This window comes from Spirochaetia bacterium 38H-sp (assembly GCA_039023545.1).
Lineage (GTDB): Bacteria > Spirochaetota > Spirochaetia > Winmispirales > Winmispiraceae > Rarispira > Rarispira pelagica.
In genome coordinates, this window is the sequence record JBCHKQ010000002.1 from 371001 (window position 1) to 387694 (window position 16694).

The 16694-nt window shown below is 42.5% G+C and carries 12 protein-coding genes; 2 read left to right on the forward strand and 10 right to left on the reverse strand.

Annotated elements, in window-relative coordinates; all coding sequences use genetic code 11:
* Window positions 1-46: 46 nt before the first annotated feature.
* From WKV44_05590 to WKV44_05625, 8 genes are all read right to left on the reverse strand, one after another.
* Window positions 47-1387 carry a thymidine phosphorylase gene (locus WKV44_05590; protein MEM5948008.1) on the reverse strand — a complete coding sequence of 447 codons (1341 nt, stop codon included), beginning with the start codon at window positions 1385-1387 and terminating at the stop codon, window positions 47-49.
* 498 nt (window positions 1388-1885) lie between these two features.
* Complete coding sequence (locus WKV44_05595; GenBank protein MEM5948009.1) at window positions 1886-2209, reverse strand: hypothetical protein; 324 nt, start codon at window positions 2207-2209, stop codon at window positions 1886-1888.
* 151 nt (window positions 2210-2360) lie between these two features.
* A complete protein-coding gene (locus tag WKV44_05600; protein ID MEM5948010.1) occupies window positions 2361-4205 on the reverse strand; it encodes a glycoside hydrolase family 3 N-terminal domain-containing protein in 1845 nt (614 codons plus the stop codon).
* Window positions 4206-4467: 262 nt separating this feature from the next.
* A complete protein-coding gene (locus WKV44_05605) occupies window positions 4468-5373 on the reverse strand; it encodes a 2-oxo acid dehydrogenase subunit E2 (protein ID MEM5948011.1) in 906 nt (301 codons plus the stop codon).
* 235 nt (window positions 5374-5608) lie between these two features.
* Complete coding sequence (locus tag WKV44_05610; GenBank protein MEM5948012.1) at window positions 5609-6769, reverse strand: D-alanyl-D-alanine carboxypeptidase family protein; 1161 nt, start codon at window positions 6767-6769, stop codon at window positions 5609-5611.
* 27 nt (window positions 6770-6796) lie between these two features.
* On the reverse strand, window positions 6797-7681 hold the full coding sequence (locus WKV44_05615; protein MEM5948013.1) for a PfkB family carbohydrate kinase: 885 nt from the start codon (window positions 7679-7681) through the stop codon (window positions 6797-6799).
* A gap of 1 nt (window position 7682) precedes the next feature.
* The gene (locus WKV44_05620) at window positions 7683-8849 is read right to left on the reverse strand and encodes an iron-containing alcohol dehydrogenase (GenBank protein ID MEM5948014.1); all 1167 of its coding nucleotides are present in this window, start codon (window positions 8847-8849) and stop codon (window positions 7683-7685) included.
* A gap of 32 nt (window positions 8850-8881) precedes the next feature.
* Window positions 8882-9184 carry a YhbY family RNA-binding protein gene (locus tag WKV44_05625; GenBank protein ID MEM5948015.1) on the reverse strand — a complete coding sequence of 101 codons (303 nt, stop codon included), beginning with the start codon at window positions 9182-9184 and terminating at the stop codon, window positions 8882-8884.
* A 128-nt stretch (window positions 9185-9312) separates the two neighbouring features.
* Between WKV44_05625 and WKV44_05630 the strand changes: the two genes are divergently transcribed.
* Both WKV44_05630 and WKV44_05635 read left to right on the forward strand, forming a co-directional pair.
* Window positions 9313-11199 carry a long-chain fatty acid--CoA ligase gene (locus tag WKV44_05630; GenBank protein ID MEM5948016.1) on the forward strand — a complete coding sequence of 629 codons (1887 nt, stop codon included), beginning with the start codon at window positions 9313-9315 and terminating at the stop codon, window positions 11197-11199.
* Window positions 11200-11389: 190 nt separating this feature from the next.
* Window positions 11390-12418, forward strand: coding sequence for a hypothetical protein (locus tag WKV44_05635; GenBank protein MEM5948017.1), 1029 nt, complete (start codon window positions 11390-11392; stop codon window positions 12416-12418).
* Here WKV44_05635 and WKV44_05640 read toward each other — a convergent pair.
* Window positions 12410-14416 (reverse strand): bifunctional diguanylate cyclase/phosphodiesterase, encoded by a 2007-nt coding sequence (locus WKV44_05640; protein ID MEM5948018.1) that lies wholly within the window; start codon window positions 14414-14416, stop codon window positions 12410-12412. The two genes, WKV44_05635 and WKV44_05640, sit on opposite strands and share 9 nt — an antisense overlap.
* 146 nt (window positions 14417-14562) lie before the next feature.
* A complete protein-coding gene (locus WKV44_05645) occupies window positions 14563-16677 on the reverse strand; it encodes a [Fe-Fe] hydrogenase large subunit C-terminal domain-containing protein (protein MEM5948019.1) in 2115 nt (704 codons plus the stop codon).
* Window positions 16678-16694 lie beyond the last annotated feature (17 nt).

The following is a 16694-nucleotide window of genomic DNA, read 5'->3' on the forward strand; positions in this document are numbered from 1 at the left end:
TAAACTACACAAAGAGAAAACAAAACTCAATACTTTATATTGGACACTAAGCCTTATCCGCCCCTATAACCTCAATAACAATGGAAGAGCTATCATAACTTGTAACATTATCTCCATCTTCTGTATCCACAACTACAGCAGAACGCAATTTATCCGTAACCTCATCTAAAACTTCCTCAGACCTCCCCCATACCCGCATAACGACATCACCTGTAGAAACACGCTCCCCTCTCTTTCTCACACACTCCACCCCAACATCCGGCAAAACACTATCCTCCACACGACTTCTTCCCACCCCCAACGCAACCCCAGCCATCCCTACAGCCCTTGCATCAACACTTACAACCACACCATCATGCTCAGCCCTAAACTCCCGACAGACTTCTGCCCTATAACGCCCCATACGCTCCTCCACCCACGAGACATCACCACCCTGGAGTTCTACATTACGGCAAAACCTATCATAAGCAGAACCATCATCAAGAGAAGCAGCAAGCATAGAAGCCCCCTCATCCGCATCCCCCGCCAGACCTGCAAGGACAAGCATCCAACCACCCAGCACACAAACAAGCTCTCGCACATCCTGAGGCCCTGCGCCACGCAGAACCATAACTGACTCCTCTACCTCCAACCAATTACCAACCAACCTACCAAGAGGCTGACTCATATCAGAAACAACAGCCACACCCCTGCGGCCCAGACCTCGTACCCCTGCAACAAGGGAGGAAGCGAGCCTTCTAGCATCATCCACAGAAGTCATAAAAGCACCACCACCAGCCTTAACATCAAAAACAAGCCCCCTTGCCCCCTCGGCACACTTTTTGGACACAATACTCGCAGTAATCAGGGGGACAGACTCCACAGTCGCAGTAACATCCCTGAGAGCATACATTCTCTTATCCGCAGGAACCATATCCTCGGACTGACCAAACATAACAAAACCACACTCTCTCAAAACCCGCTCCACCTCTGACACAGAAAGCGCCGTCCTGTATCCCTCAATGGACTCAAGCTTATCAAGCGTTCCCCCCGTATGTCCCAGAGCCCTCCCGCTCATCATAGGCACAAAAGCCCCACATGCAGCAACAGCAGGCGCAAGCACAAGCGACACCTTATCGCCAACCCCACCCGTAGAATGCTTATCCACAAGCGCATTACCCAGATGAGAAAAATCAAGAACCCTGCCAGACTCCATCATAGCACGCGTAAAAACAGCAAGCTCCTCATCTGCCATTCCCCTAAAGAAGACAGCCATGAGAAAAGCAGACATCTGATAATCCGGAACCTCTCCCTTGGCATAGGACGACACAAGAAACTCAATCTCGTCCGGAGACAACCCGCCCCCATCCCTTTTTTTTGCAATAATATCGACAACCCTGTAACTCATAAAAAAATTCTAATACAAAACAAACAACAATAAAAGCAAAAACAAAAAATAATTTATACCGAACGTCGGGACTGCTCCCCCTTACAGAATTTCCTTACCGGAGGCAGCGCAAAATGCATCTGCAGGCTGCGCGTTCGGTATAAGAGCGCAGTCCCTCCTGCCTGCGGCACAACCCCTTACAAGCAAAATACAAGAAAAACTATTCCACAGGCTCAAGCCTCCCCCCCCCCAGCAACACTCAACTCACTGATACACGTATCCTTATATCTGGCACCCGGATACACATCCAAAATCATAAACCTAGCCACAAAAAATAGAAAAACACTGTCTAGCCTCCTGTACCTTGAATAAAGCCTTACAATAAGTTCAATCCTCTGACTTTTTATACTACCCTCAAGCTCAATGACCTGAAAAAATCAAGTACAGGCTCTACGGAACGATAGAAATAATCATTCTCCAAGGCAAAAGGTATATCGTAGAGCCTAATCTCAGTCAACTTTAACCCATTATTTGACTTATGCAAAAGCCGTTTTTCACAATAATAGAAAGCTTATACCATAGAAACTTTATACTGTCATAAGGAGGAATATCAGAATCCACAAAACAATATACATATTCTCCTATACCATCCCCTGTAACACTCTCACCCCAAGTAGTCTCAGAATCCCCATCACAAAGATTTCCTACCTCATACGCATCCACAGCCCTTCCCGATTTTATAATTCTGGCAGAGAAGTTTTCCCCGGATTGGCAAAGCAGCTGTCGTGCATAGCGATGAGCTCTTCTGTCTCCCTGACATCCTGAGCAAACAAAAGCCCACAAAGAAAAACAACACAACAAGAAACTGTCGCATAATAAGACACCTCCCTTGTATCAGAATAGCAGTAGATAATTTTCGGTATAACATGTAGTAGGCACAGAATATAAAAAAGGCCGGCTGACAGCCGGCCTGCTTTTGGGGAGGCGACCTTACTTAAAAAGTAAGACCATAATTATAAGGGAAAAGAGCCTTTCCCTCATCTTCTATCTTAAGAGGTAAATCCGATACAGAACGTGGCCATGCAAAAGGAAGCTTGCCAACAGGCTTAAAATCACCCATTAAAACATCAGCAACACCAGCACCTTCTGTTCCAGGAAGCCATGCCGCAACAACAGCATCAGCATAATCCAGAACTTCATTAATCAATATAGGCCGCCCCGACAAAATTATCAAAGCTACAGGAATATTTTTTTCTGCAGCAGTTTTGACAAGGCGCACATCCGTAGCAGAAAGCTTAAGAGACCTATTATCTCCTTTCATCTCGGCATAGGGATTTTCACCTACAACAACAACAGCAACATCTGCATCAATCTCATCAGAAGGAGAAAGATTCTTATGATAAACTATCTCCGTAGAATCGCCTGCAACCTCACGCAAGCCCTCCAGAATAGTAGTACCCTTGGTAATATTACCGCTCTTTCCCTGCCAGCTTATTGTCCAGCCGCCACACTGAATGCCAATATCATTGGCTTTGGACCCTATAACAGCAATCTTAGCCCCCCTCTTGAGAGGCAGGACAGACTTATCGTTCTTTAACACAACAAGAGACTTACGCACAGCCTCTCTGGCAATAGCCCTATGCTCAGCAGAACCTACTACATCAGCAGGAGCAGACACGACAAAGGGATTATCAAAAAGCCCCAGTCTAAACTTGGTAAGAAGAATATGATAAACAGCATCATCAATCCTGCTCATAGGAATCTTCTTTTCTTCAACAAGCTTGAGCATGGTAGAATAAAAGTCCTTGTAGCTATCAGGAATCATAATCATATCAAGCCCAGCATTGATAACAGTCTCAAGCTGCTGGGCAAGCGAGCCCTTAAGCTCCGTATGGGCAGCCCAGTCGGAAACAAGGAGTCCGTCAAAACCAAGCTTGGCTCGCAGCACATCCATTATAAGATGCTTGTTAGAATGCATCTTGACTCCGTTGATACTAGAAAAGCTTACCATAATAGTTGCAACACTATTTTTTACGGCATCTACATAGGGTACGAGATGAATATTTTGGAGTTCTTCCTCTGTAATCTTGGCATCACCACGGTCAACACCACCCTCCGTACCTCCATCTGCAACAAAATGCTTGGCAGTGGCAAGAATAGTATCCGGTCTGCCTAGAGAAGAAATATCTGAGCCCCCCTGAAAACCGCGAATAGCTGCAGCACCAAGCTCTGCTACAACTGCGGGGTCCTCGGAAAAGCCTTCGTAAGTTCTTCCCCACCTCTCATCCTGTGGAACAGTCACACAGGGAGCAAAGGTCCAGTGGATTCCTGTTGCAGCAACCTCAAGAGCAGTGGCACGCTCTATGCGTTCTACAAGCTCAGCATCACGCGTAGCACCAAGTCCTATATTATGGGGGAAAATGGTGGCACCGTAGACATTATTATGCCCGTGTACAGCATCTATCCCATAGAGGAGAGGAATTCCCAGCCTTGTGGAAAGAGCCTTCTTCTGATAGCCCTCAACCATGCTCCTCCATGCCTCCACTGTATTTCTGTAGGGAGCCGAGCCTCCTCCACTGAGAAGAGCACCTAGTTTATACTCTGCAATATCTGCCTCTGATGCAAGAAACTGTCTGTCTACCATGGCCATCTGGCCAATCTTTTCCTCTAAGCTCATATACTGCAAAAGATCTCTAGCTCTATCCTCAGGAGAAGCAGAAATATCTTTATAAAGCGCATCAGAAGGAGGAGCCTTTTCCTCCGTACTGCCCACTCCAACACAGGACGCTACAAGAAAAACCATAAAAACAAGCAAAAAAACATAAAAAATCTTTTTCATAAAGCCCTCCGGGTAAATACTACCATAAGAATATGTTTCCGTAAACAGCAAAATTGATTACAACAACTTTCTATTATAGTTAAAAACTTATACTTATTCCACATGCACGGTATAAGGTTTATGGAAGCAATGTCCACAATAAATTTACTCACGCATCGCCAAGGAAAGTGTTTGCAAAAATAGAATCAAGTAAAACTATAACAATAAATCTCATTTTGCCAAAGACAGGCGCAGCAAGGCTGCGCCGTTCGGTTTATGTATTTTATTTTTTTTCTTTAGGCCATTTGTCGTACATGTGTTCTTTGAGTATTTCTTCTGGTATGTCTGGCTTTTCTTCCAGTGCTGACGGGTCTGATAAAAAGTCTTTAAACATATTAATCGTATTTGCCCAGTAGATTCCCTCAGAAACCCTGTCATCAACTGTAAACTTGGCCTCCATTATGGTCTTTTCTACTACATTACCATCTTCTGCGGTAACCTTTTTTTTCTTCATTTTGCCCATGACAAAGAATACAGAGGCCGTGCCCCACTCATAAAGATGATGGAAGGGAGCATCCAAACCAAGACTGGAGAGGTTGGCAAGGAACAGGCTGGTGTAAAGCGGGTCAGTCTCAATCATGGATTTTGGCGCAATGCCAAAATAATCCAGAAAACGAAAAACTCTCACTATGGTGTTGACAATAAAGCGCGGGAAACTGGTCACGAGGTCCATCTCTTTATCCGTATCATTGCCAGACTTATCGCGTGCAGCCTTTACGCTAGCATGAAGCTTCTCAGCGACATCTGCAATAGTATCAAAGGGACTAAAGGCTATCTTGGTTGTACTCTCCTGCCCCTCCTCTGTGAGGTCCTTCTTTACTACAAAAGATATCTCGATTGCTCTGCGCTGGTAGATAAGCCTACCAGAAACAAAGCGATTTGCCTGAGGTCGAAAAGCTATGGTCCTTACAGCTGCAGCAAGAATCACGTGGAAAAGACTTATAACTTTTTGCCCTGGTTTTCTTCTGCGATTATAATCACGGATATATGCCAGAGTCTTGTCCAGCTCTATCTCATCCGGATAATATACAGCAGACTCATTGCGTCCTTTCATAACATAAGGATTTATCTTTCTAAAGCCAGGGAGATCTTTTATAAGTATACCATCCCAACGATGTCTTATTCCCATAAATCCTCCTGCCATAGGATACAATATTTTTTGCTATATAACAAGTTTGTTTTATAACATAAAATATACCGAATGTCGTACCTGCTCCATGCATGGTAAAGGCGCAGGTACTCCTGCCTGCGGCATGGTATAAATAATGCCTTTTTTGCCTAAGGCAGTGTCTGACTGCATCCTGCAGTCAGACACGTTCGGTACAAATGCCTATTTTATAAATTGATTATTGTTAAAAGCAAGATTAGTCCAACTTGCCTGTAAGCTGCCACCAGAGTCTGATAAAAAAATCTGCTATGATTCTCCATATGCTGCCGCGCTCTACACTGACAGGGGATATTATTGGGCAGCTGTCAAGTGTACGCTCGCCATCTGTAAGTCTTGCCGTGCCTAGTATGTGGCCGTTTTGCATCGGGGCAAAATAGGTTTTTTCTATATCGGCTTCCAAGCGGAGCGAGGAGAGTTTGTCTTTTTTTATGGTGGCTGTCAGGGGGCGGCTGAGAATAGGGGTTATGGTTGTGATTTCTCCTCCCCATATTCTTAGTGGTCTAATATCGATTGTGCTTTTTTCAACGCGTATATAGCTGGAAAAGCCCCAATCCAGAAGCTGTGCGCTCTGTTTGTCGCGTTCTTCCAGTCCGTCCCAGTAGGTGGGAGCAAAAATGCCAAGAACAACAGAAATAAGCCGCAGTCCTTTTCTTTCGGCTGTTGCAACCAGATTAAAACCGGATTCTTCTATATATCCTGTTTTTAGACCGTCCATTCCTAGGTAGCTTGCAAGCAGCTTGTTTCTGTTGTAGAACAATCTGCCTCGATATTCCACATATGGGATGGAGTGATATCTTGCAAGTGCATATCTAAATCGTTTTATATAATCCGCTGCAAAAAAAGCCATGGAACGCGCGGAGATGCGGTTTTGGACAGAGAGTCCAGAGGGTTCTGCAAAGTGCATATCAGCATAGCCCATAGAGCTAACCAAAGCGTTCATTCTATCTGCAAAAGCGTCTATGGAGTCATCTATTATGAGTGCCAAAGCATAAGCTGCATCATTGGCAGAATACACAAGAAGAAGGCTGAGGAGCTCGTCAAGCTGTATCTTTTCTCCGGGAGTAAGGTGTGCAAGAGAAGCATCTGGAGGAAATGGTATTTCTGCAAGTTTTTCTGGAACAGTAACACTACCTTCCGAAATCTCTCCCCTATCTAGCAAATCGAGTACAATATAGGCTGTAACAAGTTTTGTTATGCTTGCCGCAGGAAGAATATCAGAGGTATTTTTTTCAAAAAGTATGGTTTTTGTATCCGAATCTATGAGAATTGCAGAGCGAGCACTCAGAGAAGGTTCTGCAAAGAGAAAAGAAAGCTGCAATAATATTATAAAAATGGCTACGCAGGTTTTTATACGCATAAACAGCACATTCCCGTCAAGATAATCTTACGGGAGTCCTCCCGGTATCATAGATGATGCAGCACGAGAAGCAATAGAGACAGCAAAGTTGCAGACAGTTTCCATATCTTTTCTATTTTGTAAGGCAGAAGATAGAGCAGCAGTAAAAGCGTCTCCACAACCTGTTGTATTTATACTGGTTACTAGCGGAGGAGATAGCCTTTTTATTCCTATATCTGGAGAAAAAAACATAACATCGTTTTTTCCATCCGTTATCACTGAGATTATTTTGTTGTGTTTATATAGTTCTGTTATTTTTTCTGCTATAATGGTCTCTGATACTTTGTTGTTTTCAGGGAAGAAGGTTTCTATAAACTCATCTTTGTTTATTTTGAGTAAAAAACCGCCTTCTTTTAAAAGTGGCTCAAGATAAGGGCCTCTGGTATCCACAATCACAGGTATGTTTTTATTCTTTGCAGCTTTAAAAAGGTCTTTATAAACATTCTCAGAATATCCCTTGGCAGGTTTTCCGGAAATAATAAGCAGTTCTGATTTTTTTAATATGGCAAGCCCTTTTTTTATAAGCTTTTTTTCCGTATCAAAAGAGACCTTCTCCGCTTCTTCCACCAGCTCCGTAGTTCTTCCGTCCTCCACAATTGTGGTACATATTCTTACTTCTGCTGAGGAAGGGACAATATTGAGAGAAAGTCCTTCGTTCTTTGCAAGATTTAAGAATATGTTCTTGAAGCTTCCTCCAGCATGAGTAAGAACAGTGGATTCTTTTCTAAGGGCCTTAAGTGTTCTTGCAACATTGAGACCTTTTCCGGAGGCATGGGTAAATACTGATATAGCTCTATTGACCTTTCCGGTTTTAAAAGATGAGAAAAACATGGTTCTTTGTATCGTTGGGCTGGGTGAGACTATAAAAATCATATCAACAAAGACCTTCTTTGAGAATTTCTCTTACTTCTTGAGATGTAAAAGTACAGGGGTGATTCTTATGGGAATATATATTGAGTATATAATCTATATCGTCTGTTTTTATTCTTATAGGCGAAAATGTAACCTGTGCCTTGTCAAAAAAAGCATCCAATATCTTTATAAGTTCATCTGGAGAAGACCTATAGCCACAGGATAAAAGAGAGGTTATTTTTTTTAGCTTGTCTAGTATGATGAAATCCTTGTTTTTCTCAGACTTTTTAATAGTACGGTATAAAACAGGCATTATAAGCCTAGCACAGGCTTCTCCATGAGGTATTGGCAACCTTGCGCCTACAGGTCCTGCAAGTCCATGGACAAGCCCCAGTCCTGCTCGGCTAAGAGCAAGCCCGGAATAATAAGCAGCTTCTGCCATCTTTGTCCAGATACTGATATTGGAAGTACCTGTAATTATATGCTCAAAGGCCTGACCAGCCAACTCAAGACCACGTACAGAATATTCTTCTGAGACAGAATCGGAGGCTGTAGATAGATATGCCTCCACCAGCTGGCTTATGGCATCCATCCCAGAAAAAAACGCAGTATGTCGCGGAACAGAGATAAAAAGCAATGGGTCTATGACGGCAAGGTCCGCAGCATAGTCTGGATGCCTTAGAGATTTTTTATATCCATATTCTCCTGGCTCCGAAAGAACGGCATTATGAGTTGCCTCGCTTCCCGTGCCTGCCGTAGAAGGTACCAGAACAAGAGGCAGTCTTCTGCCATCTGGCTTTAGGCTGCCTATCCCCTCAAGATATTCTTTTACAGGATGCTCCATAAAAAAAGCAGCACTTGCTGCCTTGGCAAGGTCCATGACACTTCCGCCGCCTATTCCTACAACAGCCTGACAACCTGTTTTTTTTATAATAGAGGCAGCATTCTCTACCATAAAAGGAGAAGGCTCTCCTGTTACCATATAAGTCTCACAAGTAAGTAAAGAGTTTATATCAGACAGAAAAGACCTTGCATACTCGTTTTTTAAAAACAGTGTTTTGCTGTGGCATAAAAGAATTCTTTCTGCACCATGTGTATTGGCAAGATATTCTTTAATATGGGATATAGCACCTTCTTTTATTACAACGTGAGGTTTTTCTCCCGGCATACTGTCTATTGATACGGACATCGTAATTCCTTGTCAACAGGATGAGAAGAAGTCTACCGGCTTGGTATTGTTATATGTCTGTTATCAGGCTCACTTGCCTGTCTGTATAATATTGCTACGTTACCTATAACTGATACCTCGTAGGCTCCAAGAGTCTCTGTTATTTTCCTACATATATACCTTTTATCCTCTTTGTTGGCAACAAACCTTATCTTTATAAGTTCCTCTCTCTCAAGCGCATCCTCTATCTCTTTTAAAACCGCAGGAGTGGCACCGGCCTTACCAAGGAAAACAACAGGTTTTAGATCATGGGCAAGTTTTGCAAGATAGCTTCTCTGATAGCCTTTTAGTTCCATTAATTCCTCCGTCTATATTGTAGCCTGTAATCAGATTGTACGCAATTGCCCACTATTTGCTTGCTTTTACACAGTATTGGTAATACAATATATAGTTAGAGGTTTTTGATATTTTTAAGGAGAAGCAAATGAAAAATCTGTTGCTTATGTTAAAAAACATAATGCAAACATATCCCAATATGCCTGCTCAGTATGTTAAGGATAAAGAAGGAAAGTTTAAGCCTATAATGTACCCGCAGTTGTGGGATGATGCCATAACTTGTGCATTAGGACTTAGGGCCATAGGATCGGGTGAAGAAAATGAACCAATAGCACTAATCTCCGAAAACCGAAGAGAATGGCTTATTGCAGACCTGGGTACAATGGCAGCTGGTGCTGCGGATGTTCCTAGAGGCTGTGATGTTACACAACAAGAGCTGGAATATATACTCACAAAAACAGAATGCAAGACTGGTTTCTTTGAAAATTCCACACAATTAAAAAAAGCTCTTGCAGGAAACGGCTCTAAATATCTTAAAATCGCAATACTTTTCGATTGGGATGAGGATTTTTCTCCCCCTTCGTCCGTTACGATAATAAATTTCTATGACCTTATGGAGGAGGGGAAAAAGGCTTCTCGTGAGGATAGAGAAAAACTGATAAAAGAAATTGACAAGATAGAAAGTAACCATCTTGCAACAATAATATTTACAAGCGGAACAACAGGAGAACCCAAGGGGGTAATGCTGTCTCACGGAAATTTCCTACATCAGGTAAAAGGTGTTCCTTTGCTCATAAATGTGGGGCCCGGAGACATATGGCTTAGTGTTCTGCCTGTATGGCACTCCTTTGAGCGTGTTATGCAGTACGTTGCACTGGGAACTGCATCCGCAATTGCCTATTCCAAGCCAATAGGAAGAATAATGCTTGCAGACATGGCTGAGTTAAAGCCTACATGGCTTGCCTCAGTGCCGAGGATATGGGAAAGCGTAAAAAGAGGCGTGTTAAGCAATATAGAAAAAGGACCATCTGTAACCAGAGCTATATTTAACGGAGCACTTGCAATAGGTAAGGCATTTGCCGTATCAAGACACCTTGTAAAAGGCGAGTTTCCACGATTTAAAAAGCGTCCACGCATTCTGGATTTTGCAGCAGGGATAGTTCCTTTTATAATTCTTTTTCCGTTTTATAGCCTTGCAAAACTAATCGTATTTAAAAAGCTGCATGATAAGCTTGGAGGCCGTTTTGTTGCAGGTATATCGGGAGGAGGTGCGCTCCCACCGGATGTGGATTCCTTTTTTGATGCGGTTGGGATAAAGGTTTTAGAAGGCTACGGGCTGACAGAGGCAGCTCCTGTTTTGGGCGTAAGAAAACAAAGTCATCCGGTACCTGGCACAATAGGCCCTGTATTTCCCGGGACGGAGATACAAATCAGGGATAAGGATGGAAACGTCTTAAAACCGGGACAGCAGGGCATAATCTTTGCGCGTGGTCCTCAAATTATGCTTGGTTATTACAAAAACCCCCAGGCAACAAAAGCTGTTTTGGATGATCAGGGCTGGCTAAATACTGGCGACATAGGCATGTTGACATGGGATAACGAGCTTAAGATAACAGGCAGGGCAAAGGACACTATCGTTCTGCGTGGAGGCGAGAATATAGAGCCAGCACCTATAGAAACCAAGCTCAAGGAGCATCCACTTGTCTCCAATGCCGTTGTAGTGGGACAGGACAAGAAATTTCTTGCTGCCCTACTCTTTATAGATACAGAAAGCCTCAAAACATGGTGTGAGCTCAATTCCCAGGACTTTGACGACAATATCTACAGAAACCCTGTTCTGGAACAGACTCTCATGGAATTTATATCTGCAGAGATAAGCCATCACAACGGTTTCAAAAGCTTTGAACGGATATACCGTGTAGCAATTCTACCTGACAACCTTAGCGTTGGCGAGGAACTGTCCGCAAAACAGGAGATTAAGCGTCACGTAATTCTGGAAAAATATAAGGAGACAATAGAATCTCTTTTCCAATAAAACCGAACGCACAGAGACGCTAACGCGTCCTGCGCTGCCTTTGGCAAAAGGAATTTGAGCGGAGAATACTGCTATGCTTTTTATCTGCCGCAGGCAGGCAGAACCGCGGAACTCCCCCATGCTCTTCTATGCATGACGCGGTTCTGCCGTTCGGTATTGGAAGTTTTTATCTTATCTGCTAGTTTTAGGAATGCCTTCTCACATAACTCATGCACTCATAGTCTGGGATGCTTATGGAAGGGTTTTTGGACCTATTGGAGACAAAAAAGAGATATCGGACTCACCTCAGCTAAGGGCGCTTACTCTGGGAGCTCAGGGGCCGGACATTTTTTTCCATAATAGACGCACGATGCCTTCTGGGATATCTATGGGGAGCCTTGCTCACAGGAGGGATTACGGACTTATAAGCGAGGCAATGCTCCGTAGAACGGCAGAAAGCAAAGTACAATCGGAAGAGCTTATGTACGTTGCAGGCTGGCTTAGTCACTCAGTGGTAGACAGGATCTTCCATCCTTATGTTATATATCGCTCCGGCTGGTTCTCCAGCAAAAGCGATGCTACAAGGCGTTATATACGCTGGCATAGTATGCTAGAGCGTATTATGGACAGAATACTTCTGGAGAGTCTGAGAGGGGAGAATGTGTCTGACTACGATATGTATGCACTCTGCTCTATAGGGGATACCATACCATTGTGGCTCAAAAAACTGCTTGTATACTCTTTTAAACAGGCTTACAGGGAGGTAAGGCGTGATAAGAAGGTTTCTCTCAGGGTAGCCAATGCATATGCGGATACTATGGCTTTCTACAGGGATATTCATCCATCAATAAAAGAAAAGCTTTCTCCGTATCTTGCAAAGAGACCTACCAGAGAGACAAAAAAACGCTCTGTAAGCCTTTTGCACCCGCCTTTTTCTCCAGACTTTGATGTGCTCAACTTGGAGCATTCCATATGGTACAGCCCTTTTTGCAAAGAAAAAAAATATACCTCATCAGTTATGGAGCTTTATGAAACAGCAGTAAAAAAGGTCTCGGATATCTTCTCTTTTATAAAGTCTAGGAAAATAGAAGACATACCGCAGGAGATACTGGATACAAGCAACCTTAGCAGCGGAGAAGAACGCGGTAGGCAGACACCTCTATACAGCAGTCCGTTTCCAATGGACAGCTACATAGAAAAAGTAGTGGATTACTATGAAAAATATGATAATTTACTTTGAGCTTTTTACAAGTGAGATAAAATCCTTCTCGGGAAGCGGTCTAGAATAATAAAAGCCCTGAAAAATATGACAATTAAACTGTTTTAACATAAATATCTGCTGCTCCGTCTCAACGCCTTCTGCAATAACAGTAAGACCAAGCCCCTCTGCCAATGTAAGTATGGCATGTATTATTGCAAGGTCTTCTCCCTTGTGAGGAAGCCCTGTTACAAAAGAGCGATTTATCTTGACAGACTTCACGGGATATTCTTTGATATACTGAAAAGTAGAATACCCGGTACCAAAATCATCTAGAGATATCCCGACACCTATGTTTTCCACTTCTCTAAAAAAAGCGTCCTGACCCGCATTTTCCAGAAAAGAACGCTCTGTTATCTCCAAGCTGATATATTCCGGATTCACTCCATTATTGTGTATACTATCCATAAGGACAGTAAGAAGACCATTATCCTTAAGCTGCTGGGGAGACAAATTTATAGACATGGTAAGAGGCGGCAAGCCCTTATCCTGCCATCTTCTCCATGCGGAGCAGGCTTCCTGTATTACCCATTGTCCTATAGGCAATATAGCACCCGTATCCTCTGCAATATCTATAAAGGACGAAGGAGGCAGTAAACCTTCTTCAGGATGATTCCACCTTATGAGAGCCTCTGCACCGGTTATCATGCCATAAGCATTGACAAGAGGCTGATAATAAAGCTCAAACTCTCTATCCCGTAAAGCCTTGCGGATATCTCTCAACCTGCGCATCTTTCTTGTGGATTCTTCGTGTATATCATCAGAATAAAAGCAAAACCCACTTTTATTTTTAACAGCCTGATGCAATGCTGTCTCGGCATGCTGAAGCAGTTTTGCAATCTCCGTAGCGTCATCAGGATATATGGATACTCCCACGGCTGCTATAATATATACCGGAGCATTTTGTACGATAAACGGCCTGGAAAAACTATCCATGACACGCTGTGCAAATACCGCTATCTCCGTCTGGCTGGGAGAACCGTTTATCACAAAGAGGAACTTAGTATCATCTATATGAAACAGCTGGTCTTCCTCCCTCTTGAGCTCATCAAACCTGAGCGCAATCTCTCTAAGAAGTGCATTTCGTACTGGATGACCGTACAGATCTGTAATCTCATCTATATTTACAGGACTCACAACCAAAAGAGAAAATCTGGCAGTATTATTAGACGTAATTTTTTTACCTAACTTTTCGTAAAAAGATTCTACAGAATCAAGACCTGTTATCTTATTCTTATGTATGAGTATATCAACCTGATTTTCCAGCTCCTTCTCATGACTGATATCTTCCATAAATCCAACAACAACAGGATGCCAGCTTCCATTCTCCGCCATATAAGAAAGACCATATAAACGCACATAACGCAATTTCTTATCTCTGTTCTCCACTCTGACATCTATGGAAAAGCGTTTTCCTACGGGAGAATCGGATATATTCCTAAGAGTATCTTTTGCAAGCTCAACATCATCCGGATGCAAATTCTCAAAAAGTACAGAAGAAGGATAAGCAACATCCGGCTCCACCCCTATATCAAAGAGAGCACAAAAACGCTTACTCATTATAAAAACATCTTTATGGGGAAGATACCTAAAAAATCCCTCATCTGCAGTATCAATAGTAAAACCAAACTCTTTTCTAAGCTCTCTAAGCTCTTTTTTATGTCTGCGCAAAATCTCAAAAACCACACCTCCGCCAAGAGTAGATAATTCTATGATCCTGAGCATCTCTGTAAAAAACATATAGCCGGAATAGTGTGTAAATCTAAGCATCTCAAAGAAAGAAACAGTTAATACAGCAAGCACAATACCAGAATATTTAAAAGGTTTATAGAAAGAAACAACAAACGGGAGATAAAAACAAACTAGGCTGTACATACCCCATACCGGCAGAAAAAAAAGAAAAAGCAAAACCGAGATAAACCAGCTAATCAAGCTAGGAAAAAGAGATATGACTGATTTTAAAGAAAAGCCATGTTTCATATCCGTATACAAGATATCATGCAATCGCAAAGCGTGCAAGAAAATTAATTTTTTTGACTTTTTTATGCTTTTTGACTTTTTTACAGCTGTGCTGCGAGGTGCTTTAAACTGCATTCTCCCTCCGGTTGCAAAACAATATAAGTTTATCAATTATAAGAGGGAATATCAACACTGACCCCAAGCTGCTCAGCAAGCCCCATGAGCTCCATGACATTTACATCCCCGCCCCTGGACTCCAGGGATTTCTCTGCAGTATGCAGCATCTGCTCTATTATTGCAGCCGTATTCTGGAAAAAATCCTCCTGTTGTCTTGTTGACAACTCTATCCTGTTAAGAAGCTCTTTGCTGGCAATAGACTCCTGCAGAAGCTGTTGTATGGCAGATGTAATCTCAGTTACAGCATCGGTGCTCTCCCGTATACCTGTTTTTTCCCTGCTTGCATATTCTTCTACCTCGCGTATATCCTCCAAAATCTCAGACGCAACCTCCTTTACCGCCTTACTCGAATCTATAGTCTCATGTGCAAGCTTTCTTATCTCTCCGGCAATAACACCAAATCCTTTTCCAAGCTCACCTACATGAGCAGCCTCTATGGATGCATTTAAAGCAAGAAGCTTGGTTCTATCCGCAACCTCTGTTATGAGCTTTACCATATCTGCTATAAAAGAAGAGCGCTCTCTCAATTTTTCCACCTTTACAGATGCCACATCTATCTGTTCCTTTATCATCGCAATTCTGGAGGAAGCCGAATCTATGTTTATCTGACTTTTTGTAAGAGCAGACACCATCTCTTCTACAGAACGCAAAAGCCTTTCTCTTGCTGTTTCTATAGCCCGTGCAGAAGAAAGCATAACATCTGTATCAAGAGCTGACACAGCACGGCGGAACCCTTCTATAACAGTATGTAATGCCATTATAAGTTCCTGATGAAAGACTTTTTCTTCCATAAGCTGCATTCTGGACTCATCCTGTTGCTTTAACCTATACAGATAGCAGTTATCAGCACGATTAAGACCATTATATATGGCTATAGCCATCTCCCTGCAAGAACGATAACCACAAGCAGAACAATTCTTTATATCTGCTTCAGAATCCTTCTTAAGTTCCTTATATATCTCAACAATAACAGAATCATCTACATCAAGCACAAGACTTTCCATATCTTCTGATTTTGCTTTATACTCGCGCATATATATCCCAGGTTGCCAATACTTTGATATGGTATTTTTGAGAACCCTTGAAGGTTCTTCATTAAAAGGGAGCCGTGACAAATATCTTTTTCTAGCATCCTCAGCCCTCTTTTTTATCTTATATTCCAGCACATCGCGCTTTTCTTTATAGAGAAGAGTACCTGTACCTCCGTTACACCCAAGCTCACAGTTAAGACAATCCACAAGTACAGGACTATATTCGGTATCTACAATATCCGTAAGTTCATTAAGATAAGAAAAGACAGTGTGTGCACCTTCTATCTTTCTTATCCTATCTCTCAAAGACGGGTTTTCTCTTATTACAGTCTCAGTAAGTCCGCCAGGAGAAGAAAAAAGCACTGCACGCTCTGCAGGGTCATTGTCATAATCTATCTTCGGATATAAAGATAAATCCACAGAATTATCGGATAAATATCCTGCCAGAGAAAACATGGTTACATTTAATACATCTTCTCCGCAGGAAACAAACTCATGCTTCTTTGCAACACATGGAGATATAGCAATAACTCTGTGTCCGGCATATTTCTTGTAAAAAGTTCTTATCATCTTTATGGTATGCATCATAGGACTATGTGCAGGCGCAAGATACGGGATAAGAGTAGGCTGATAGTGCTCTATATAATTTACAATGACCGGACATGGTTGAGCTATCACAGGATATCTGTCCGTTGTTTTTAAGTACTCGAGATATGATCTCACACAAAGTTCTGCGCCAAAGCTGACATCAAAGACAGCTGCAACCCCTTTTTCCTTTAACCATGAGTTTAAAGAAAGATAAGAATCAGGGAAATTGGCAGCCACAGAAGGTGCAACAATTGCAACAACTTTTTCTCCTGCTGCTAAAAGCTCCATGGCTTCGTCAAAATCATCAACAGGATAACGTGCTCCGTGACTACAAGCCTTGATACACGCACCACAAGCTATACACAGATCAGGATTTAGATGGACAGAGTCCCCTGCTCCATCATTACAGAATTTCACAGGGCATACAGATATGCACCTATGACAATTGACACACTTTTCTTTATCTATTTTTATGACCTGTTTCATGATATCCCTCCTGTCCT

Bases quoted from the DNA above. Each gene is read 5' to 3' on its own strand.
- WKV44_05610 (MEM5948012.1), bottom strand. From the start codon at position 6,769: ATGCGTATAAAAACCTGCGTAGCCATTTTTATAATATTATTGCAGCTT.
- WKV44_05640 (MEM5948018.1), bottom strand. From the start codon at position 14,416: ATGAAACATGGCTTTTCTTTAAAATCAGTCATATCTCTTTTTCCTAGC.
- WKV44_05635 (MEM5948017.1), top strand. From the start codon at position 11,390: ATGCCTTCTCACATAACTCATGCACTCATAGTCTGGGATGCTTATGGA.
- WKV44_05630 (MEM5948016.1), top strand. From the start codon at position 9,313: ATGAAAAATCTGTTGCTTATGTTAAAAAACATAATGCAAACATATCCC.
- WKV44_05600 (MEM5948010.1), bottom strand. From the start codon at position 4,205: ATGAAAAAGATTTTTTATGTTTTTTTGCTTGTTTTTATGGTTTTTCTT.
- WKV44_05625 (MEM5948015.1), bottom strand. From the start codon at position 9,184: ATGGAACTAAAAGGCTATCAGAGAAGCTATCTTGCAAAACTTGCCCAT.
- WKV44_05590 (MEM5948008.1), bottom strand. From the start codon at position 1,387: ATGAGTTACAGGGTTGTCGATATTATTGCAAAAAAAAGGGATGGGGGC.
- WKV44_05645 (MEM5948019.1), bottom strand. From the start codon at position 16,677: ATGAAACAGGTCATAAAAATAGATAAAGAAAAGTGTGTCAATTGTCAT.
- WKV44_05620 (MEM5948014.1), bottom strand. From the start codon at position 8,849: ATGTCCGTATCAATAGACAGTATGCCGGGAGAAAAACCTCACGTTGTA.
- WKV44_05605 (MEM5948011.1), bottom strand. From the start codon at position 5,373: ATGGGAATAAGACATCGTTGGGATGGTATACTTATAAAAGATCTCCCT.
- WKV44_05615 (MEM5948013.1), bottom strand. From the start codon at position 7,681: ATGATTTTTATAGTCTCACCCAGCCCAACGATACAAAGAACCATGTTT.